The organism is Arenibacter certesii DSM 19833 (assembly GCF_000429545.1).
Taxonomy (GTDB): domain Bacteria; phylum Bacteroidota; class Bacteroidia; order Flavobacteriales; family Flavobacteriaceae; genus Arenibacter; species Arenibacter certesii.
In genome coordinates this window covers 22,001-43,125 of record NZ_AUCB01000022.1, presented here as the reverse complement: position 1 = coordinate 43,125, position 21,125 = coordinate 22,001, and the positions used below count along the sequence as shown (strand labels likewise).

Annotated in this window: 19 protein-coding genes, 1 tRNA gene and 1 pseudogene; 11 read left to right on the top strand and 10 right to left on the bottom strand. The window is 38.6% G+C overall.

Features of this window, described 5'->3' with window-relative positions; translation table 11 throughout:
• Nucleotides 1-265: 265 nt before the first annotated feature.
• Nucleotides 266-1,165: a DMT family transporter gene (locus G466_RS0112410; protein WP_026813954.1), complete on the top strand. Its 900-nt coding sequence runs from the start codon at nucleotides 266-268 to the stop codon at nucleotides 1,163-1,165.
• Nucleotides 1,166-1,304: 139 nt separating this feature from the next.
• On the opposite strand, the gene G466_RS0112405 is transcribed toward G466_RS0112410, so the two are convergent.
• The 5 genes from G466_RS0112405 to G466_RS0112385 form a co-directional block, all read right to left on the bottom strand.
• A complete protein-coding gene (locus G466_RS0112405) occupies nucleotides 1,305-1,886 on the bottom strand; it encodes a TlpA family protein disulfide reductase (protein WP_240488302.1) in 582 nt (193 codons plus the stop codon).
• A 58-nt stretch (nucleotides 1,887-1,944) separates the two neighbouring features.
• The gene (locus tag G466_RS0112400; protein ID WP_026813952.1) at nucleotides 1,945-2,361 is read right to left on the bottom strand and encodes a DsrE family protein; all 417 of its coding nucleotides are present in this window, start codon (nucleotides 2,359-2,361) and stop codon (nucleotides 1,945-1,947) included.
• Nucleotides 2,362-2,427: 66 nt separating this feature from the next.
• A complete protein-coding gene (locus G466_RS0112395) occupies nucleotides 2,428-2,844 on the bottom strand; it encodes a hypothetical protein (protein ID WP_026813951.1) in 417 nt (138 codons plus the stop codon).
• Between the two features lie 4 nt (nucleotides 2,845-2,848).
• A complete protein-coding gene (locus G466_RS0112390; RefSeq protein ID WP_026813950.1) occupies nucleotides 2,849-3,250 on the bottom strand; it encodes a DoxX family protein in 402 nt (133 codons plus the stop codon).
• Between the two features lie 111 nt (nucleotides 3,251-3,361).
• Nucleotides 3,362-3,715: a hypothetical protein gene (locus tag G466_RS0112385; RefSeq protein WP_157373865.1), complete on the bottom strand. Its 354-nt coding sequence runs from the start codon at nucleotides 3,713-3,715 to the stop codon at nucleotides 3,362-3,364.
• Nucleotides 3,716-4,088: 373 nt separating this feature from the next.
• Between G466_RS0112385 and G466_RS0112380 the strand changes: the two genes are divergently transcribed.
• Together G466_RS0112380 and G466_RS0112375 are read left to right on the top strand one after the other, a co-directional pair.
• Nucleotides 4,089-5,510 (top strand): SDR family oxidoreductase, encoded by a 1,422-nt coding sequence (locus G466_RS0112380; protein WP_026813948.1) that lies wholly within the window; start codon nucleotides 4,089-4,091, stop codon nucleotides 5,508-5,510.
• 329 nt (nucleotides 5,511-5,839) lie between these two features.
• Nucleotides 5,840-6,055 carry a hypothetical protein gene (locus G466_RS0112375; protein WP_026813947.1) on the top strand — a complete coding sequence of 72 codons (216 nt, stop codon included), beginning with the start codon at nucleotides 5,840-5,842 and terminating at the stop codon, nucleotides 6,053-6,055.
• A gap of 193 nt (nucleotides 6,056-6,248) precedes the next feature.
• On the opposite strand, the gene G466_RS0112370 is transcribed toward G466_RS0112375, so the two are convergent.
• Nucleotides 6,249-8,228, bottom strand: coding sequence for an FG-GAP repeat domain-containing protein (locus G466_RS0112370; protein WP_051315645.1), 1,980 nt, complete (start codon nucleotides 8,226-8,228; stop codon nucleotides 6,249-6,251).
• 191 nt (nucleotides 8,229-8,419) lie between these two features.
• Here G466_RS0112370 and G466_RS0112365 point away from each other — a divergent pair.
• Nucleotides 8,420-8,493 (top strand) — tRNA-Pro (locus G466_RS0112365).
• 226 nt (nucleotides 8,494-8,719) lie between these two features.
• Nucleotides 8,720-9,946, top strand: a complete 1,227-nt coding sequence (locus tag G466_RS0112360; protein WP_026813945.1) for a site-specific integrase — start codon at nucleotides 8,720-8,722, stop codon at nucleotides 9,944-9,946.
• 347 nt (nucleotides 9,947-10,293) lie between these two features.
• Here the strand turns inward: G466_RS0112360 and G466_RS24245 are convergent, their stop codons facing one another.
• The 3 genes from G466_RS24245 to G466_RS21960 all read right to left on the bottom strand — a co-directional run bounded on the left by G466_RS24245 (nucleotide 10,294) and on the right by G466_RS21960 (nucleotide 12,322).
• The gene (locus G466_RS24245) at nucleotides 10,294-10,854 is read right to left on the bottom strand and encodes a BfmA/BtgA family mobilization protein (protein ID WP_189356707.1); all 561 of its coding nucleotides are present in this window, start codon (nucleotides 10,852-10,854) and stop codon (nucleotides 10,294-10,296) included.
• An 836-nt stretch (nucleotides 10,855-11,690) separates the two neighbouring features.
• On the bottom strand, nucleotides 11,691-12,029 hold the full coding sequence (locus G466_RS21965; protein WP_051315644.1) for a helix-turn-helix domain-containing protein: 339 nt from the start codon (nucleotides 12,027-12,029) through the stop codon (nucleotides 11,691-11,693).
• Entirely contained in the window at nucleotides 12,026-12,322 is a 297-nt protein-coding gene (locus G466_RS21960; protein WP_051315643.1) for a helix-turn-helix transcriptional regulator, read from the bottom strand. The genes G466_RS21965 and G466_RS21960 overlap by 4 nt, the downstream gene beginning before the upstream one ends.
• Nucleotides 12,323-13,033: 711 nt before the next feature.
• Between G466_RS21960 and G466_RS0112325 the strand changes: the two genes are divergently transcribed.
• From G466_RS0112325 to G466_RS24605, 5 genes are all read left to right on the top strand, one after another.
• Nucleotides 13,034-17,236, top strand: a complete 4,203-nt coding sequence (locus tag G466_RS0112325; RefSeq protein ID WP_034235508.1) for a chemotaxis protein CheB — start codon at nucleotides 13,034-13,036, stop codon at nucleotides 17,234-17,236.
• Between the two features lie 478 nt (nucleotides 17,237-17,714).
• Nucleotides 17,715-17,885 (top strand): recombinase family protein, encoded by a 171-nt coding sequence (locus tag G466_RS23535; RefSeq protein WP_084418834.1) that lies wholly within the window; start codon nucleotides 17,715-17,717, stop codon nucleotides 17,883-17,885.
• Nucleotides 17,886-17,961: 76 nt separating this feature from the next.
• Nucleotides 17,962-18,210 (top strand): type II toxin-antitoxin system ParD family antitoxin, encoded by a 249-nt coding sequence (locus G466_RS0112310; protein WP_026813941.1) that lies wholly within the window; start codon nucleotides 17,962-17,964, stop codon nucleotides 18,208-18,210.
• On the top strand, nucleotides 18,207-18,518 hold the full coding sequence (locus G466_RS21955; RefSeq protein ID WP_229797219.1) for a type II toxin-antitoxin system RelE/ParE family toxin: 312 nt from the start codon (nucleotides 18,207-18,209) through the stop codon (nucleotides 18,516-18,518). Before G466_RS0112310 ends, G466_RS21955 begins: the two co-directional genes overlap by 4 nt.
• A 1,462-nt stretch (nucleotides 18,519-19,980) precedes the next feature.
• Nucleotides 19,981-20,106, top strand: a complete 126-nt coding sequence (locus G466_RS24605; protein ID WP_262482329.1) for a hypothetical protein — start codon at nucleotides 19,981-19,983, stop codon at nucleotides 20,104-20,106.
• A gap of 85 nt (nucleotides 20,107-20,191) precedes the next feature.
• Here G466_RS24605 and G466_RS23530 read toward each other — a convergent pair whose 3' ends face one another.
• Nucleotides 20,192-20,353 (bottom strand): DUF1328 family protein, encoded by a 162-nt coding sequence (locus tag G466_RS23530; RefSeq protein WP_026813940.1) that lies wholly within the window; start codon nucleotides 20,351-20,353, stop codon nucleotides 20,192-20,194.
• Nucleotides 20,354-20,652: 299 nt separating this feature from the next.
• Between G466_RS23530 and G466_RS24715 the strand changes: the two are divergent.
• Nucleotides 20,653-20,809: pseudogene (locus G466_RS24715) on the top strand (IS3 family transposase); the annotation flags it as partial.
• Nucleotides 20,810-21,125 lie beyond the last annotated feature (316 nt).

Genomic DNA, 21,125 nt, shown 5'->3' with positions numbered 1-21,125 from the left:
CATTAACAGTTATTTATTTATATGAAAGGTTGAGATAGGAGTGTTTATATTAATTGAAAGTGATTGGGTAATAATTAACAAATAATTGGATATATAGGAAGATATCTATGACTTCATTTTTACTAATTTCGCACATTCTTTTTTTAATGAATACGAGGGTCTTTTAATGAAGTTTAAGTTTAGTGGGTAGATGTAGGTGTGGGGACTTAGCTGAAAGTTGTGAGAATCCAAGTATAGACCAATTATAGACAATAATTTTTTAGAGATGAATAAGGCGAGAATTGCTTTGGCAATGGGGATAATCTGTATATCTATATTCCCGATTTTAGTAAAGCTAAACCTTACCCCAGGGGTAATTTCCGCATTTTATAGAATGGCAATTGCTGCGTCCTTAATTTTGCCGTATGTGCTAATTACCAGGAAGCTAAAGATTCCCTCTACTAAACTATTATTTTCAGCTATTCTTTGCGGTCTAATTTTTGGTGCAGATGTGGCGGTCTGGAATGTAGCCATTCAAGAATCTACGGCTACACAAGCTACTTTGCTTACCAATTTATCTCCGGTCTGGGTAGGTATTGGCGCATTTTTCTTTTTAAAGGATAAACCGACCACTAATTTCTGGATAGGCACTATGGTCGCCATTTTTGGAATGGTTATGTTGGTAGGCTTTAATACCTTTATTAATTTAGATTTTGATCTTGCTTTTGGTTTGGCCATTTTATCCGGGATGTTATATTCCGTTTATATGTTATTGAGCAAGAAGATCCTCAACGAGGTAGATGTGGTGAGTTTTTTAAGCATCACCTTAATGTCTTCCGCGGTTGGATTAGGTATTCTTAGTTTCCTAATTGGAGAGCCATTTACGGGCTTTTCCGATGCTGGTTGGTTGGTATTAGTGGTGCAAGGGGTCGTATGTCAGCTATTAGCGTGGCTGTTGATCAGTTATGCCACCAAACATATGAGAGCTACCAGAGTGTCAGTTAGTCTCCTTGGTCAGGCTGTTATAGCATCCCTCTTGGCTTGGTTGATATTAGATGAAACTATTTCATTACAGATGGTTATTGGAGGCTTCTTTTTGTTATTCGGTATTAGGATCACTTTTTATCAGAAGCAATTGCTTGCTAGAAAACGAGGGGTACATGGCACTTTTTCCGTAAAACATTGAGTTTGTTTCATAGATTTAATTTTATTATATCGAATACGATTCAAAAAAGAGTGCTTTTCAGAAGGCTGGAAGAAGTGATATAAAAAAGGGAGGTTCAATTAAGAATCTCCCTTTTTTATAATAGAATTACATTATACAGTTATTGTATACTCCGCATAAACTCTTTGAATTTTTTAGTGGTATAATTGGCCATCCCTTTGTGGGTCATCACTAAATTACCGTCCGCATCAATTACAAAAGTGGTAGGAATACTGTTGGATTGATACATTTGTGGGAGAGGACCATTAGGCTGATAAATTTCAAAATCATATCCTTTTCTTTCCCTAAACGCTTTTGCCTTCTCAAAACTATCATCCACGGACAACATTATAAATTCCACATTCTCATCCTTTACCTCGTTATATAACTTATTAATGCTTGGCATCTCTGCAATACATGGGGGACACCATGTAGCCCATACATTGATAAATATGGCTTTTCCTCGAAATTTTTCCATAGATACATGATCCCCTTTACTATTAACAAAGTCTAGATTAAAGTCCGCCTTAGGGTAAGAAGCCTCGTTTGACGACAATTTCTCTTTATTTACATTCGGATTCATTATTCCGGTTGCCAAAAGACCACGCTGGGCAAAACCAATTACCTCTGTATGTAGTCCAGTGGTATATAGAATAAGGCCTACGGCTATTATTCCAACCCATTGCCATATCTCCTTTTTCATTTTTTTATTCATCTTATTCTATGTTTACAATTGTGGTTTCGTTATAAACTTTAAACCCTTAAAGGCTTAAACCCATAACTCCTTTTTTCTGAAGCTGTAGGTAATAGGTAAATGCATTGGGTACAACTTTGAACTCTTTTGGGATATCCTTTTCTGATACTTGGAATTTATTTAGTGCCATTTTACAGACCACCAAAGTTACTTTTGCTTCTTTAGCCATTTTTAGGTACGGTTCCATCAACTTTTTATCTGTTAAGGAGGTTACTTCCTTGCCGTAAATAATGGTTTCAAAACTCCCAAATAAATCTCCGTCTTCTTCTAGTAAAGAGGCTGAAGCTAGTGTAATGGGTTTTAGTTGTTGAATTTTAGTGGTCATTACTGCATAATGATTAGTTTTCTTTTCCTGGGCATTTATAGTGCCACCAAGAATAAAGGTAAGGATTAGAATAGAGGTTCTTAAAAATGTAGTTTTCATCTGATTTTATTTTTTTAAATGCATGCAGTGCAATGCAGGAATTAAATTAATTATGGTTTATATTATTTACAAATCAAGGTTTAAATAGCCTTTCTTTAAAAGTTGCAATTGGTGTAAGATACCGTTTTCGACTGTTTGAATGCCTTGTGGAACCTTGCTACGGTCCACTTTAAATTTGTTGAGTGAGAATCCACAGGCAACTATCTTTATGGGTTTAGAATCTATCCGATTTAAAATAGGATTCATGATCTGTGCGTCCGTAATTTGATGAATAGATTTACCACAGAAAACAATCTGAAATTCACCAAAATTATTCGGGTTGGCTATCATCAGTTCTTCGGCAGTTTCTATCACCCCGGTTAAGGAATTGCTGTTTTTAACCAGTGCCGTATAGTTTACGTTAGGCGCTGTATTTTGAGCCTTCATTTGAAAGGGTAGCATTAAGAATGCTCCCGCAAGTATTAGCAATGTTTTAATTTTCATAAATTTATTTTTTAATTGAATTGCTAGTATCGTTCATAACAAAGAATAGCAAGCCTCCAAAGATGGCTATATTCTTAAATAAAGGACCTAAGGTGCTTGCTTGTCCAATTTGGATTGTTATGGTTATAGGAATTAAAGTTGCAATAAGAACTAGTGCCGCCCATTTGGTCTTGTAGCCAATAAGGAAGCTGATTCCTGCAAGGAGCATAACAATACCGGATAGAACAACTAATAGGGTGGGATCGCCAAAGAAATAGGCGAAATCTTTATAGCTTGCCAACTCAATTCGCCCTACTACGTTATCGGGCTGTAGTAGGTGGTTTAGTCCAGCAACTAAGAATATCCCGCTTACGGCTATCCGTAATAATTGTACCGAACTACGGTCGATTTCAATCTTATGATTCATTTTTAGTTTATTAGTAATAATAAAGTAGTACATCCTTATTCACCAATGCGTATGCTTTGGTAAGGCAATAAGTGTTTGACCGAATGATTTTCAGAATATTAATGCTTAAGACTAAGCAATTCTTGGAGGCGGGTAATTTCTATCGTAGTAGAGACCATCAACAAATGGAAGCTCAAAATTAAATGTAAAATGTAATAAATCTTGCGCTATGGGTTCCCATTGCTGACTTTTTAACTGAAAAACAGTAGAGCAGGGGACCGTCATCAAGATGGTTTCAGTTGGAGATGTATCCGATATTAGTTTCGTAGATGCTAAACTATTGTCCCTGTTGTTCTTGCAGAATGGATTTACATACACTATCTGATCGTCCTGCATTACCACGGAAAGGATCTTAGCATCTACAACAAGAAACTTTGTTAGGAACAAAGTCAATAATAGTACTGATATGATTTGATTTATTTTCATTGCGACTCCAAACATACCAAAAACAATAACTATCCTTTGCAACAATTGTTACATAAAATCCCAATACGGCGAACTTTATGATTTTGCTAAGAATTGGAATGTGCAGGAATGTTTTTTATTATCGGTTCTATCAAAATTTAGGGTTAAGCCTTGTCATTTGGATGGAAGATAAGGGTTATGCATCAAAGATAATTGTGATTGTGATAACAATAATGAGGCATTATACGTGTGATTCTATTGGGTTTATATACATTTAAACAATCAGGTTTTTTATAAACTCGCTTTTAACTAATACATAAGACCTCAATAGAGGGGATCTTGTAAATCTGATTCAATAGCAATACTTCTAATTGAAGGATAGAAACAATAGTAAATGAAAATACTAGTTACAGGAGCAACCGGATATATTGGAAAGCGAATTATTCCGTTGTTGGTGCAAAACGGGCATAACGTGGTATGTGCTGTGCGAAATAAACAGCGCGCAGTTAGTAGCTATCGGGACGATGACCAGATTGAGATTGTGGAAGTTGATTTCCTTAAACCGGAAACATTTACCAATATTCCCAAGGATATTGATGTAGCCTATTACCTAATTCATTCTATGAGTAATACTTCTAGCGATTTTGAAAAGCTAGAGGAGAAATGTGCTATTAATTTTAAATCGGTATTAGAAAGCACACAGGTGAAACAGGTGATATATTTAAGCGGTATAACAAACGAAGAGAAATTGTCCAAACACCTTAGATCGAGAAAAAATGTTGAAGAAGCGCTAGTTTCAAACCACTATGCGCTTACAATTTTTAAAGCGGGTATAATTGTAGGCTCTGGGAGTTCTTCCTTTGAAATCATTAGGGATTTGGTAGAAAAACTTCCTATTATGATTGCCCCAAAATGGCTAAATACGAAAACCCAGCCCTTGGCTATTAGGGATGTTTTGGCGTTTTTATCTAAGGCAGCGGGGGATGAACGACTTTATAATACCTCATATGATATTTTTGGACCAGAAATAGTAACCTATAAACAGATGTTACTAGAATTTGCAGAGGTGAGAGATTTAAAACGCTATATACTTACGGTTCCTGTAATGACACCCAAGCTTTCTTCTTATTGGTTATATTTTGTAACCTCTACCTCCTATAAATTGGCCTCTAATTTAGTAGATAGTATGGGCGTGCAAATTGTAGGGAAACCCAGCAATATAAATCAGTTGCTGCATGTAAAACCAATGCCTTATAAAGAGGCAGTCGCCTTAGCGTTCGAGAAGATAGAACAAAATAGTATTGTCTCTAGTTGGAAAGATTCTTTCATAAGTAGTGGCCGATTGAAAGAGGATTTTCATAAATATGTGAATGTGCCAAAATATGGTTGTTTTACAGATTATAAAGAACGTGCAATTATCGACGTACAGAAAACAACTGATAAAATATGGGCAATAGGAGGTAGTACCGGATGGTACTATGGTACATTTTTATGGAAAATTAGAGGATATTTAGATAAAATGGTAGGAGGTATTGGCTTAAGAAGGGGGAGGACTAGTGAAACCCATTTGGAAGTGGGTGATGCGCTCGATTTTTGGCGGGTTATTTTTGCTGATAAGTCCCAGAAAAAATTGCTTTTATATGCCGAAATGAAATTACCAGGAGAAGCATGGTTAGAATTTAAAATTGAGGATAATATTCTAAAACAGACGGCTACCTTTAGACCAAGGGGAGTTGCAGGGAGATTATATTGGTATAGTGTATTACCATTTCATGGTTTTATTTTTAAGGGAATGATAGACCGATTGGCATCTTAATAATTTGAAAACAATGTATTATCAACTTACAGCTTTATTGTTCTATCCTCAGGTAAATAAAAAATTCAACAGAGGATGCTTTTGTTAAATTATTTTTAACAGCCTTTAATGTGAGCTAAACCTATTGTAAATTTGATTGGTTCAGGAATTGAGAACGGTACTTTATTGGGAGAAATGAAGTAATATTTTTATATTGGGACATAATGTTAAGAACCGATAATAGATTGCTAGCTAAAGAGTGCCAATTTGTTATTCCGCAACATCGGTTTAAAATGGATAAATTAAAATAGAAAAATTAACTTAAGTACTGAATTATATAATTTCGTAATATGGATTTAATAGATAGAGCACTAGAGTTTGAACAAAGGAAGATGAAGTCACTTTCTACAAGTGACCGCGTAGCCCTTTCTCGTGAAGCTAAGGAATTAATATTGGAATTAAATGAAGTCTATAAGAAGGAGAAAGACGCAAAAATAATGGATATCATGAAGCGTTTAACGGTTATCAAACAGAAAATAGAAAAGCGTTTAAAGCTCAGAATGTAAAAAAAGGAAGACCATAATTGGCGTTTTTGATCATAAAGTAATGAGTTGTCCTTTAACGACAACTCCTCATTTTCCTTCTTGACAGTATGATAGGTCTTTTTACTCCCTTTGTGAGATTTATATATTCCAATCCTTGTATATCCGTTCCGTTTAGTCGGGCGTTTAAATGTAATTAGTAGTTTTCCTTCAATGCCTAATGTATTTTATCTGAGTCGGTTGACACAGGTAAATAATAAAAATGTCCGTCTTCAGCCCCGATTAGTAAGTTGGGCTTTTCATCTTTGTCCCAATCAACAATAGTGGGACTCGTAGTATGGCCTGCTAATTTTTGAGAAACCAGATCACCTCTATATTTAAAATGAGTAAATCCATTTTCCTGATTAACATTTTCATACCATTCCACATTCTTGCTATTTACCAGAAGATCTAAGTCGCCATCTTGATCCCAATCGGAAATTGTAATTTTTCTTCTACCACTACCACCCGCCTCACGATCGTTTAAGCGCAGGGGTTGGTTGTCAATTATGTCATCCGCATTTATAAATATTCGTTTTCCTGGTTTCAAGAAAAACTCTTCCTTCTTTTTAAATCGCTCATAAAATGCCAAGTACCCCTCGTGATCTAACATTATCAGGTCCATTAAACCATCTTTATTCCAGTCTATCGCGTATGGGGTGGTTCGCCATTGTGATACCAATTCATGCTGCTGCGGATTCCACCAGTTCCATTTTGGTTTGGGAACAGGTAGATTTTGCCAATCTACTTTTACACCGCCCATTTTAGTTAGTTTAGGAGCTCCTTTTGGGCCTATATTTTTTAGCCATTCCATCTTCCCGAAAATAGAATTGTAAATAATATCTTTTAATCCATCCCCATCCCAATCTGCTACGGTAAGAGTAGTATACCCCCATTTACGTTCTGCGGGTCCTTGTATAGAACCATTTTCACCCGCCATGATACGGAATAGCTCACCATCTGCTTCCAAATATACTGGCTTGGCAAAACTTGGTAGGGTACTGCCATCCAAGTTTTCAATAAAACCAATATATCCGGCCGAATTACCGCAGATAAGGTCTTCGTCCCCATCATCGTCCCAATCCACACTAAATGGAGTCACTAGGGCTCCGAATTTTAAATTGTCGGGTTTCTGTTGTACGTAAATGGGCGATTTAAAGACAGGCATGTTTTGTGCAACCTCTCCTGAGTTTTCTATAAAAACGACTCTACCATCTTCGTCCCCAACTATCAAATCGATATGTCCGTTGCTGTTCCAATCGACAGCAACGGGGCGCATCATTTCTAAATCCATTTTTAGGGGTCCTAATTCATTTTGGAGCTGTCTTCCAGTAGTAAATTTGGGGTTTTCACGGGTTCCAATATTCTGGAACCAGGTAAAGCCATCTACAAATTCGCCACAAATTATGTCCAAATCCCCGTCGTTATCAAAGTCAGCCATATTGGGACTGGGATTCCCATAGACATCTATAGGCTGATTGTCTGCTAATATCTTTCCTTTGTTTATAAAAGTGCCATTTTCATTGATAAGCAAATAGAGATATCCCCGAAGGTCACCGTTGGTCCACTCCCCTTTATCGTTATAGGCATTGTCCCAGCCATATTCTTTCCAATCGTCTATCCCTACTATAAGATCTTTATCCCCATCATTATCATAATCCACATATTTCCAATCGTTAAATCGCTCTTTATACTGATCCAGCAATTCGGCAGTGTTGTAAATTCCGGTTGGATGTGTATACCCATATCTTCTGAAATTTTGGAATTCTACCCCAGATCCTAGAACATGCGGTTCACCTTTCACATAGGAAACGGTAATACTGCGCATTCCGTCTCCAATCTTTATGGGTTTATTAAATAGGGGTGAGGAGGAATCACTTCCTGATATATTTTCAAAATAAAAGGTCCCGTTAAAGGGAACATCTGTGCAGGAAACAATCATATCCATATCCCCGTCTTGGTCATAATCCATTGGAAGCGGATTAGCCCATAGGCCTACGGCTAGATCTGTGGTTTGAGTGGTGTCTTGGTATTTCAATCTAATTAGTTGATCTTGATTGTTCTGTCCGTGTGCAGATAGAAACAAAAAGGACAGCAGAAAAAAGAATATTACTTTGATTTTTTGTTTACGGATTATAACGAAAATGGCTATTTTCATGTGAGTTGGAGGTTAGGATATGTTAATTTATGACTTTATTAATAACTGAACAAACGCTTTAAAGTGTAGTAGTTCTAGATTTGTCATAAGGTTTGTTATTGAAACTGAATGGGTTATCATGGGGTGGTTAATTTTTCCATAGAAACGCTGGTAATTATCATTGAAGTTTGTTATTTTCGCAGTCGGATTTTCGGGATGTAGCGCAGCCCGGTAGCGTACACGCCTGGGGGGCGTGGGGTCGCAGGTTCAAATCCTGTCATCCCGACTTTACATTTTCATGTAATTGCATTAAGCTGTTAATCGACTGATTAGCAGCTTTTTGTGTTTTTAAGGGTATCATAAGAAATCACATGAAACCACCTAAAAACTACCCAAACGTGTTGAATACGGGATTTTATAAACCTCCTAAATGTCGTATCTTGAAGTAGCTTCTGAGGGTATTTACTGCTTGTTTTTACTTTCTATTTTTACTAACCTAAATGCTACTTAATATGTTAGAATATAGCAAGTTATACATTTTGTTCTTCACTAGAAAGCACAAGAAAAAAAGAGATACATTAAAATTATATGCTCGGTTGACAGTTGGCAAAACACGGTGTGAATTCAGTTTAAATCTGGATTTAATAGCCAGTTTATGGGATAATAATCGGAAAAGAGGAAAGGGGTTTTCTAAATATGTGCTGTCTCTGAACAAATATTTAGATCAGATTTTCGCGGGATTGTATGAGGCGCATCGCCAACTTTTAGATGAAGGCAAGGTTATTTCTTCTGCCTTGGTAAAGGCCAGGTATTATGGAGAAGAGGAGGATGAGGGAAAAACCTTGCTGGATTTGATTACCTATCATAACAGTACTATGCATACATCCCTAAAGCCGGGGACTATGAAAAATTATTATAGTACGGAGCGATGCATAAAAAAATTCCTTGAGGACGAATATCAGATGGAAGACATTCCCCTTAAAAAGCTCAATTATCGTTTTATTGTAGATTTTGAGCAGTATGTTCGGGAATATAAACCCGCTACCCGCATGGGCTGTGCCAATAATGGAGCCATGAAGCATATGGAACGTTTAAAAAAGATGTCTAGGTTGGGGGTCCGATTGGAGTGGTTGGACAAGGATCCATTCATCAATTTTAAACTTAAATTTAATAAAACAGAACGACAGTTTTTGACCGAACGGGAGATAAAACTAATCCAAGAAACCACTTTCAGGGAGCCTAGATATGAAAACATTAAGGACCTATTCGTTTTTGCCTGTTATACGGGACTCTCCTATATTGATGTAAAAGAATTGAAGGCAGATCATTTAGTGATTGGTCGTGACGGTGGGGACTGGCTGTTTACCAAAAGGGAAAAGACCGATGAACCTTTAAAAATCCCCTTGCTACCAATAGCAAAGAACATTATAGAAAAGTATAAGGACAACGTGGATATTAAGGCTAAAGGTAGATTACTCCCTGTTTACAGCAATCAAATCATCAATCAGACTTTAAAAGATATAGCTGATGCTTGTGGTATTCGAAAAAACTTGACATTTCACGTTGCTCGGCACACTTTTGCCACGGCAATTACACTATCTAATGGGGTTCCCATTGAAACAGTTTCTAAACTATTGGGGCATTCCAAACTGTCTACTACTCAGATTTATGCAAGGGTTTTAGAAAAGAAGATAGGGGAGGATATGCATAATTTGATGATACGATTACAGGAGAGGTAAGGAGTTAGGACCATAGAAAAGGAATAAATGGTAAGTAGCATGCGGTAGGATAAATTAACCCCAAGTCTTACCTAAGAACTTTGCGCATGGATCCTGTTCGATTTTTGTAGCGTTCGGGAAGATAATCGTAAAGCAAAAATCGGATAGGGCGCACTTGCTTAAGTAAATTGGAGAGGTTATCCTTTTATCCATGGCAATTAATTGTGCGCTGGCAAAGATAAAGGCATGGGGTGTTTTTCTACGCTCCATGCTTTTATGAGCGATCCTGAGGAGGTTTAAAAATCCACAGGTTTTTCAACTTCCGCAGGGACTGAATACGTTTTGCGGGATCATCCAATAGCGCTATCCTAGTGCAATTCTTTTTCTATTTTCATTTTAAGCCTTTCAAAATCTGCAAGGGTCATATCCAATTGTAATCTCGGTTTCCCAAAACTGCTCTTTATCAGGTGTAACTTTTTGAGCACTAAATAAAACTCCTCCCTGTTTTGCCTTAGGTCTCGTTTAAGGTTGGTATTTTCCTTTTCCATAATAAGGGCCTGCTCCACCTTTTTAAAAAACATATCCCTTTCCGGATCTGCATCCTGAGCGTCTAGTAACAAGGGAGCTTGTTCCCGTTTCTTTTGTGGCGAGTGTTCAAATAAAAGTACTAGCATGGCCTTGGTTGGGAGTACCCCATGTTTTTCTATATTCTTCATCATGGCCGCCATCGCATTGAATCTTTTTTTTATCAAGTTGGTTATGGTCCTTCCATTGGATCCAAGGGATTCCTTCGGGGAAATCTCGTTATTGATAAAGAAATCCAACATTGTTTGCAATGCCTCCGCATGGGTCTTAAAGAACCGCCTCGAAAATTTTTGGAAATCCTTAGCTGTTTCTTTCTTAAAGCGAATACCCTCAAATGAATTCATAATATTCTGTTTTGTCGCAAATTCTTCCCTAAAAATGGGGGCTAACAGGCCATTTGACGCAAATGTGTAAAATCGGAAAAATTAATAATTTCATAAACAGCTAATAGCCAGCGTATTGAACGCTAAAATAAATGCGTAACGTGGCTTTGCCCGTTACCCTCTTGCTATTCCTTTGCTCCGATTTTCTTCGCAGCGGAATACTTTCTTTATGACATCTAAAAGGGCTCTCCCAATTAATGATTTGTTTGGTCACCTTCTAAAAACTTACGTTCAATCTAAAAGTTCTATTTTTTTCTTTCACTAGCTATTTTCTTCGGCTAGGACCATCCAATTTTAACCGGTTGAACATTTTTATGAACCTATCCGAAATCTGCGTTCCGTACCTGCTCCCAATTTTTTCAAGACTCAAATTGGTCGTAATGTGTGTTTTTGCCCCAACGCTTTCAGAATTCCAATAACATTTAAGTGAAACCTAAAAACCCACAACCCTTTTTTAAGCATTATGAGTTACTCATTTTGAATTTCGAGATACACGCTCCCGTAGCTAAAGAAGTGCCTCAAGAAGCTCTTATTTCGTGTGCGCCCCTCGAAATCGAGATCCGCATGGACTTTGTATTTTTTATTACCTTGAAAAAAAAATTTTAAAAAGCTCTAGGGCGCGAAGCGGTTTATGTTCCGTTTGTTTTTTTAAAAACTAATCTTACCATTACTTTTCTATATCCACTATTCTGATATCAGATTTCAATTTTGTTTCCCTTGTTTATAGCTAAGCTGTTTTTTTTTACTTCTTTTATTACTTGTTTATTATGTTGGATACTTTTGTCCATTCCGCCCAGTCAATAGTGTCCAGGCTTCCACGCTAGTATTGTCATGTCCGGGTCGCCAGGGTCATAACCAAAATGTAAGAGACTTCTCGGGAAACGCTTTCTTCCGTTAAAGGAGGTTTCCTCTATCCAGCCCAAGGACTTTAGTTGGGAAACGTACCTGCTAACCTGTCGTTCTGAAATATGCAGGAAGGAAGCAATGTACTTGTTGGACATATAACATTCCATACCGTTGTCGGTAAAGCTGTGTATCTCCAAAAACAAGATCTTTGCATACCAGTTCACCTCCGTATTCAGATAGATCGCTCTCGGAATCCAGATTCCTTGAAAATTTCTTTCTTCAGGTTTCATAATTTTCTCTTGTTTATCACCAAGGACTTGTTGAACCTATGTTCTAAGGTTTCATCCGAAACATCGGGTTCCCCCAATAGCCAATTATCTATGGTATCCTTATCAAAGAATTTCTGACGGATATGGGGGTTGTTCCCCATGGGGATAAGTTTCAGCTGGGTAAGCTTGTAGATCTTGCTCTTGGACAGGCCTGTATACTGTGCCAGGTCTTCCACGTTAAATGTTTTCTTGTTGTGGGCCAGCAGCCCCTTGATATCCGTTAAGAGGTCTACCACTTTTTCTTGTTCTTCCATGATATTTGCTTTATGGTTTTCTTCAAATTAGAGAAGCAAATAGCACTGAAAGACATTCGAGAAAATTTTAACTTAAAAAAATGATAGTTATTGAGGGATTGTCAACGATTCCTGAAAAAAGGTTCGAATTGCGCAACACGCCATTGTCTTTTGACCCTCTTTGATGGAAGAGTGGGGGATTAAGTAAAGTAGGATTTTGTATTCACGTTGTGGAGGTACCTATAAGATATGTAAACAACACTTGAAGTAAATGATTGCGATTTCCCTTGTGCTCGATCTCATAACAGATAAAAATGGGCTACGCTCCTAAAAAACAACTTTTTACTCCAGTAAAATAGGTGTTGGAATTCGGAACTTAGAAAAGTAGCCTAGTTGCAATTTAAATAGGTCAAGGTTTGATATTTATATCCCATTTCCCGGTCATTATCCAGACTTCAACGCGAAAGGTCCCACGGAATGCGCTGTGTAATGGGTCGATTCTATCTACAATATGTACAGCTTAAATTCAACATGCTTTGCGCCATCCATGTTATTGGCATTTGGGCCAACGATTGTTTAATGGGAACAATAGATCTACCATCAAATTTTCCTACCTTTAAAGGAAAAGTGCTCGATAAAATAAAAGATCTATTTCCCATTACTTCTTGTGGGGATCAATTATCTATTTGTTTATATAAACGGGCCGAAAAAAATGATGTTCAATAGTAAGCCATGGAATTGAAAACACCAGTAAAAACGCTCATAAAATCAGAAAATTCTTTCCCCGTAGTAGGGATCGGTGCTTCTGCGGGCGGCCTCGATGCCTTTAAAAAACTGTTAAAGGCCATTCCCGAGTCTTCCGGAATGGCCTATGTACTAGTGCAACATCTGGATCCTACCCACGAAAGCATATTACAGGAACTGCTTCAAAAAGTGACCCCTATACCCGTTCTGGAGGTTACCGATGATATAAAGGTAGTGCCAGATCATGTGTATATCATCCCCAGCAATAAGATGATGATCGCCAATAACGGCCAACTCGAACTAAGCCCTCGGCCCGAAAAAGGCGTAAATGAACGGAATATGCCCATCGACCTTTTTTTTAGGTCGCTGGCCGAAGTACACCAATCGCATTCTATCGGAGTGGTACTTTCCGGTACAGCCACCGATGGGACGTTGGGACTCAAGGCCATCAAAGACAACGGCGGTATCACTTTTGCGCAGGACGAAGAATCGGCAGCATATGGCGGAATGCCCAAAAACGCAGTACAGGCTGGAGTCGTCGACTTTATACTTCCCCCTGGGGACATACCGAAAAAGCTTATGGAGGTGGCCCATATCAACAACGGCAATAGTGCTGAAAATTCCGCGCAAAAAGAAGAAAGTGCGATTTACAAACAGATAATCTCGTTGCTTAGGATACGCAAGGGTACCGATTTTACCTACTATAAACAGACCACTATACACAGAAGGATACTCCGAAGAATAGCCATTACCAGGACCGGGGAACCATCCGCCTATCTTAAACATCTAAGACAGGACAAACGGGAACTGGATGTGCTGTATATGGATCTGTTGATTCCCGTGACCGAATTTTTCAGGGATCCCGAGATTTATGATAAACTGCATAAAAAGGTTATCCCGACCATTATAGCAAATAAAACTTCCGGTGAAACCATTCGTGTCTGGGTAGCAGGCTGCAGTACGGGCCAAGAAGCGTACTCCCTTGCTATCGCCTTCCGCGAAGTATTGGTCGGCAATGCCTCTTCGGCCCGCCTTCAAAATGTACAGGTCTTTGCTACCGATCTCAGTGGGGCCGCCATTGAAAAGGCGCGCTCCGGCATGTATTCCCAAAGCGAGGTGAAAGGGTTGACTCCCGATCAGCTCCAACGTCATTTCACAAAGAACAAAGGTGGTTACCAGGTCAACCAGTCCATCAGGAGCAGTTGTGTCTTTGCCGTACACGATTTTTTAAAAGATCCGCCATTTAGCAAGATGGACCTTATAAGTTGCCGTAATGTACTTATCTACCTGGGGGGATACCTTCAGAAAAGGGCCCTGAGCACTTTTCACTACGCATTGGATCCAAAGGGTTTTTTATGGCTGGGAAAATCGGAAACGACCACCGGGGTGCCGTCACATTTTATAGCTGTCGATAAAAAAGATAAGCTGTTCTCCCGTATAGAGATTTCAAGGCATTTTATCCCTACTACGGGCCTTAGCAACAAACAAAATATTACGGATCTGGGCGGGAACGGAAAAACAGGGAACCTGGGTATCGATTATCAAAAGACCGCGGACGATATCCTGCTCAGCAGGTTCACCCCGGCCGGAGTTGTCATCAACGAGGCAATGGACATTGTTCATTTCAGGGGCAGTACCGGACGTTACCTGGAACCTGCGCCCGGCAAGGCCAGTCTCAATATATTTGGTATGGCCAAACAGGGCCTGGCCTTCGAGTTGCGCAACATTTTGCACAAGGCCAAAAAAGAAAATGGTGCCATCGTAAAAGAAAACATACCGGTGCGGATCAATGGCGATGACACGCGAAATATAAGTATCGAGGCCATCCCTCTGCCCAATAGTGTAGAACCCCATTATCTGGTCCTTTTTCACGATAATGAAGCAAGGGAGGGTACATTTTCGGCAACGGGCAAGAAACAATCCAAGGAAACAGATATCGGTGGAAAGTCCAAAAAGAACCAAAAGGATCTCTATATACAACAGTTATTGGAGGAACTTGCCCAGACCAGGGAAGATATGCGTAGTATTACCGAAAGTCAGGAGGCGGCCAACGAGGAACTGCAAAGTGCCAATGAGGAACTGATGAGCGGGAGCGAGGAACTACAGAGCCTCAATGAGGAAATGGAGACCAGTAAGGAAGAGCTGCACAGTACCAATGAGGAACTCATGGTGGTGCACCAAGAAACTATAGGTCTCAACGAACAACTGACCGCTGCACGTGACTATGCCGAAAGCATCGTCGAGACCGTCCATGAACCCTTGGTGGTACTCGATGGGGACCTACGGGTAAAATCCGCCAACAAAGCTTTTTATAAAACATTTGAGGTAAACGAGAAGGAAACGGAAGGTAAACTGATCTTTCAATTGGGAAACAAGCAATGGGATATTCCCACCTTGCGAAACCTTTTGCTAGACGTACTGCCCAATGAGTCGGCCTTTGAAGGTTTTGAGGTAACTTGGAATTTTCCCAACATCGGGGAACGCATCATGAGGTTGAACGGTCTGGAGATGAAATTGGACAAGGAAGAAGATAAATTGATCCTTTTGGCCCTTGAGGACATTACAGAACGAACTAACCTACGGAAAAAAGAAAAGGAGCTCTTTGGCAGGTATGAGAACCTCCTTTTGGAGGCCCCCATAGCCATCATGGTATTAAAAGGATCCAATTATGTAGTGGAGCTGGCCAACGATGCCTATTTAGGGATGGTAAAAAAACACAAGGATTTCATAGGCAAGCCCATTTTTGAATCCCAGCCCGAATTAAAAGCCCAGGGCATTAGGGTGCTCCTTGATGGTGTGATGAAAAGCGGTATCCCTTACCATGGAAATGAAGTGGAAGTTATGATGTTAAGAGAGAAAAAAGGGGAAAAGGGCTTTTATAATTTTGTGTATCATCCTATTCACAATGACCAAAATAGGGTTACAAGTATCATGGTCGTCGCAAATGAGGTAACAGAACAAGTGATTGCTAAAAGACTTGTGGAGGAAAGCGAGTCCCATTTTCGGCAGATGGCGGAACGGATGCCTGCAAAGATCAGCAATGCCGATATAGCCGGCAACGTCACTTACTTTAATAAAAATTGGCTGAACTTTACCGGGCTGGATTTCGAGGAACTGAGGGAGATGGGCTATCATAAGATCATGCATCCCGAGGAGATGGAGGAATTTGGGGAGCGGCTTCAAAAAGCCATAGAGACTGGGACCGATATGGAAATGGAAATGCGTTTCCTGAACAAGGACGGGGACTACATATGGCACCTGAATGTTGCATCCCCGGTATTGGACGAGAACGGCAAATTTATAATGTGGATCGGTGTAACCACGGACATTTCAGAACAGATAAGGACCCGAAAAGGCAACCTGGAGACCTACAAAAAACACTCCGATATACTGGAGGAACTAGTTGTGCAACGAACCCTGGAGTTGAAGGGGGCCAATGACGAACTCCAAGAAATGAATCAAGAACTGAAAAGGTTGAACAAGGAACTGGTATCGTTCACTTTTGCGGCCAGCCATGACCTCCAGGAGCCATTGCGCAAGATCCAGATCTTTGTTGGGCGTATCTTGCAGGAGGAGAGCAAGGATCTGACCGATAAGGGCAAAGGCTATTTCGATCGGATATTGGAAGTGGCCAACCAAATGCGGAAACTGATCGAGGACCTGCTTGATTTCTCCCGCCTGGCCTTGGACGATAGAAAATTTATAACGACGGACATCGACCAATTGACAGCGGATGTTATAAGGGAGCTTGAAACGACCATTGATGAAAAAAAAGCCACTATAGAGTTTAATGGATTGGGTGCGCTACAAGTGATCCCTTTTCAATTTCATCAGCTTATGTTCAACCTGGTCGGTAATGCGCTCAAATTCTCGAGGCCCGATATTCCCCCCTATATTACCATAAAAGGGAAAATCGCCAAGGGCAAAGGGCTCAAAAGTAAAAAACTTGTCCCCAATAAAAAGTATTGCCGGATTACAGTGGGGGACAACGGGATCGGCCTTAGGCCCGAATACGGCGACCAAATATTCGAGTTGTTCAAACGCCTCCACGGAAAAGAGGAATACCCTGGAACTGGCATAGGGCTCACAATTGTAAAGCGTATCGTAGAAAACCACAATGGGATAATTAAAGTAGAAAGTGAGTTAGATCAGGGGGCAAGGTTTGATATCTATATTCCGGTGGTCCAATAGACCCCTTGACAACTATCGAACGTTCCGCCCATGATATTTTAAATCGACCATGTCCGTACCTATAAAAGAAGGTCGGAAACCTGTCTTTTTTGGGTATGTACAGGTACCAGGGGAGAAATTCCCCGTCCAAGAAACTGACAAGCATCGATATATAGACAAGGGCGGCATAGTGACCCTTGTAGGGTCCCGTTTAATCCCGGGACTTCCTCGACGGGGATTATCAAAATGACCTTTTGAAGGAAGAGAATGAGGTGAAATGTAAATGTGCACTAAAACAACCATTTTATGGAGCTACCTCAAAAAAACCGTCTTTAAATTATTCGTAACCCCAATAATTCACCTTTTACAAAACTGGAAAAGTATATTTAAACGACCCTATTATACATTTCAATAAAAATCAAGTCCTTTTTTTTTGTTCAGAATAAACATAGTTTATTTTTTCCCGTATCCTTAATTAGTTTACACTTTTAACCTTTAAATGCCCAAGATCGATTTTGGATATGTTAGAGTTAGCTCCAAAACACAAAAATTGGATCTACAAGTTGATGCTCTATTAAAAGAGAAGGTCCATCGTAAGAATATTTTATCGGATATAGTTTCAGGAGTAAAGGCGGAGAGAAAAGGTCTAGATGAATTATTAGATGTTTAGGGGAGGGAGATATTTATTCCCGTAAAACTTGCCTGATGTACCAATATTTGGTACATTTAACATATAATTTTTCATTATGTCAAGAAATACATCGATAACACTAGGTAGGCATTTTGAAGATATTGTGGAAAAAGGTATAGCTTCCGGACGGTATGCATCGGTAAGCGAAGTGATCAGGGCAGGCCTTCGGTTACTGGAAGAGGAGGAGAATAGAATAGAAGCCCTGCGCAAAGCCTTAGTTGCAGGCGAGGAAAGTGGCTTTGTAGAGCATTTTGATTCTGAGGCTTTTTTGGATGAAATGCATAGAAAGCATAGGGCTCAATGACCTATACTTTATCACTTCTTGCTAGGAACGATCTATCAAATATTTGGGAATTTACCTTAGAACATTGGTCATCTGATCAAGCGGACAAGTATATCCGGGAAATTATTGAAGCCATAGAGAAGCTATGTGATAATCCTCAATCCGGCGTGGATTACTCAATGGTTCGTGAGGGCTATGGAGGGATAAAAGTTAAATCCCATATGGTGTTCTATCGAAATGCAGAAGGAAATAAGATATTGATTATTAGGTGTGCTACACCAAAAAATGGATGTCAAAAACAGGTTGGGCAAATAACAAAGTTCAAATAAACGATTTGCTATTCTTAGATACAAGTAAATTTAATTCCAGTTTTTTTTGTAAACCACATGCAAATCTCTTTTTAGGCTCTTATATTGAGTGTTGCAAAAATACTGTGGTACCCCATGAATATTCATTTGTCCTGTGGTTTTTAATGTTCACAAAAACTACTTGGGCGGCAAAGCCGAAAGTTTTCACTCTATAGTGATAAATATATATAAGCCATATTTTAATCAGAATTTTTCTCCCTTTTTTAATGATATCATATTCTTTTAATTTTAAATTGAATTTTCTTTGTAACTTAGAGGTAGTAAAAACGAATGATATTTACTTTCATTTAGTTACACATTTGATTAACATGTCAACAGCGGGATTTTACATTAAATAAAAACGTGTAAAGTGCTGGTAATCAATTGCTTGAATAGGTGTAGCGGGTGCTGTTATCCCGACCCATAAACATGGGTCTTTCAAGAGATTGGAAGCCCTTTCTTTTTTCATCCGTACAACATCCGTACAACAAATCACTCCTTTATTATCTACCATAAGGGAACTGATGAAAATTAAATATTTGTATTTTTTCAGCCTATTTCAAGATTCCTCAAGCATTATTGTTTCTTTTAGTTAAAGTTTTCTGTATTTATGCCTAATTTATTGGTGTTTCCTGTTATAAATTGAAGAAAATCCAAAAAGAAATAGTATGGAGAAGCAATAAAAAATGGTAGACCTTATTTACCAATACTATCATATCGAATGAGTTGTTACAAAATAATAATATGCATGTCATATTAGAGTATTTCATAAAGCTATTATAATTAAAATAAATAATTTGGTGTTCATTGTTGGAACTCTGGGAATTCTATTTTATGGTTGTTTTTTTGTAACTGGAAAAGTCATAATAACACCGCATATCTAATTTGTTTACGAACCTAGGTTGAACTTTCTGTAGGGCTATTAATGAAATTTGAGCGGAAAGGCTATTGAAGTTAGGAATAAAAATATTGTGAAGAAATCCTAGTAGAATAAGAAAATTATGCAATCATAAAATAAACTGAAATGAGCGAGATAAGATGGATAAAACGAATAGGCCCTGCTGGTGGTGTTTTAGTTTGGGCGCTGACAAAAGCCGGACTTTCAGAATCAGAATCTGTAGAATAGGTGGAATATCTTAAGAAAGCAGATATTATTATTATTATTATTATTATTATTATTCCGTTGATCCGAAAGATTCAGATGATCAGACCTATCTAGGAGGACAACAAGGGGTTATTTATAACCAAGATACCTCCGTAATCCCATGAGGTAAAGTATATTTAAATTTAAGCCCTTGCTCTTCTGCAACTATGGCTTTATTAAGGTGTATATAAAAAAGTTTGATTCTTAATTGATAGGTGTAAATATATTTTGTTTTGCATCAACTTTAGCGTGCTAGGTAGACTACTTTTAGTAGACTATTAATAATTAAAATTATAAAAAATGGGAACACCTGATAAAAATCAAAAAGACAAAAAGGACGATAAAAACAAAAAGGGCAGTCCTGCATCTGATGACAAGAAAGGCGGGGCTAAAAAGAGTCCTTCTAAAAGTCCTTCAAAAAAGTAAGTGCGCCTTTTTAATTTTTTTATGGCCCGTGCGAAAGCCGGGCCTTTTCTGTATAGTAGATTAAATCCCTAAATACATACCGATTTTAAAATATCTTTTTAAATGCTAAAAATGCAATTATAGCAATAACGACAAAAATGAAAAATATTATTTTGGCAATTCCAGCAGCAGCATCGGAAATCCCACCAAAGCCAAAAATCCCTGCAATAATGGCTATAATCACACAGATAATAAAGAGTCTTAACATAGCAATTCTATTTTTACGTTAATAAGCTGAATATACAAAAAGAATCCCAGCAATCATCATATTGCTATATTCAATGGGGGCATAATTAATTTTCGCCATGTGTCCACATCCGATACCGTCAGTTTAAATTATTAAAATGCATTATCTAATTTAATTAGACCTTTTCTTTTCGCTGGATGTATTGTAGCTGAACTGATAGAGATATGAGCTGGGATAGGAGAATTTGCACATCCGCCTATGGGAATAAAATTTAATAAAGCACCTTTAGCCGTTAATAACTAATTTTTTTTGATCTGTACAAGGCTGCCTTTTACAACTTGAAAAAGAAATGCGCGGGGTCTAGGATTTCGGAACTGCGCAGGCTCAAAGAATCTTGAGGAAGAGAATTCACAATTAAATAGACTGGTGGCTGACCAGATCCTGGATAAACAGATACTGCTGGACGTTCTAAAAAAGTTCTAAGGTCAGTTCGAAAACAAGAGTGAGTTTATTAGCAAGATATTGGTCAAGTGGGAATATGAGAATAGGGATGAACTTGATTTTTAACGACCGGTAAAGCCTACTGACAAACCGTTTATAGAGTGTTTTAATGTATATTTTAAGGTCAAATGCCCTGATGCCATCTGATTCTTCTCTCTTGTGAATGCACAGGAAAGCTTGTTATTCGGAGAAAGGTTTAGAACTGTTTTAAACCTCATTGTTCCTTGGAGATCTGATACCGGATGAGTTTGTAGAATCAAATGAAAGTCTGGATCCGCTACTTCCGACCGGT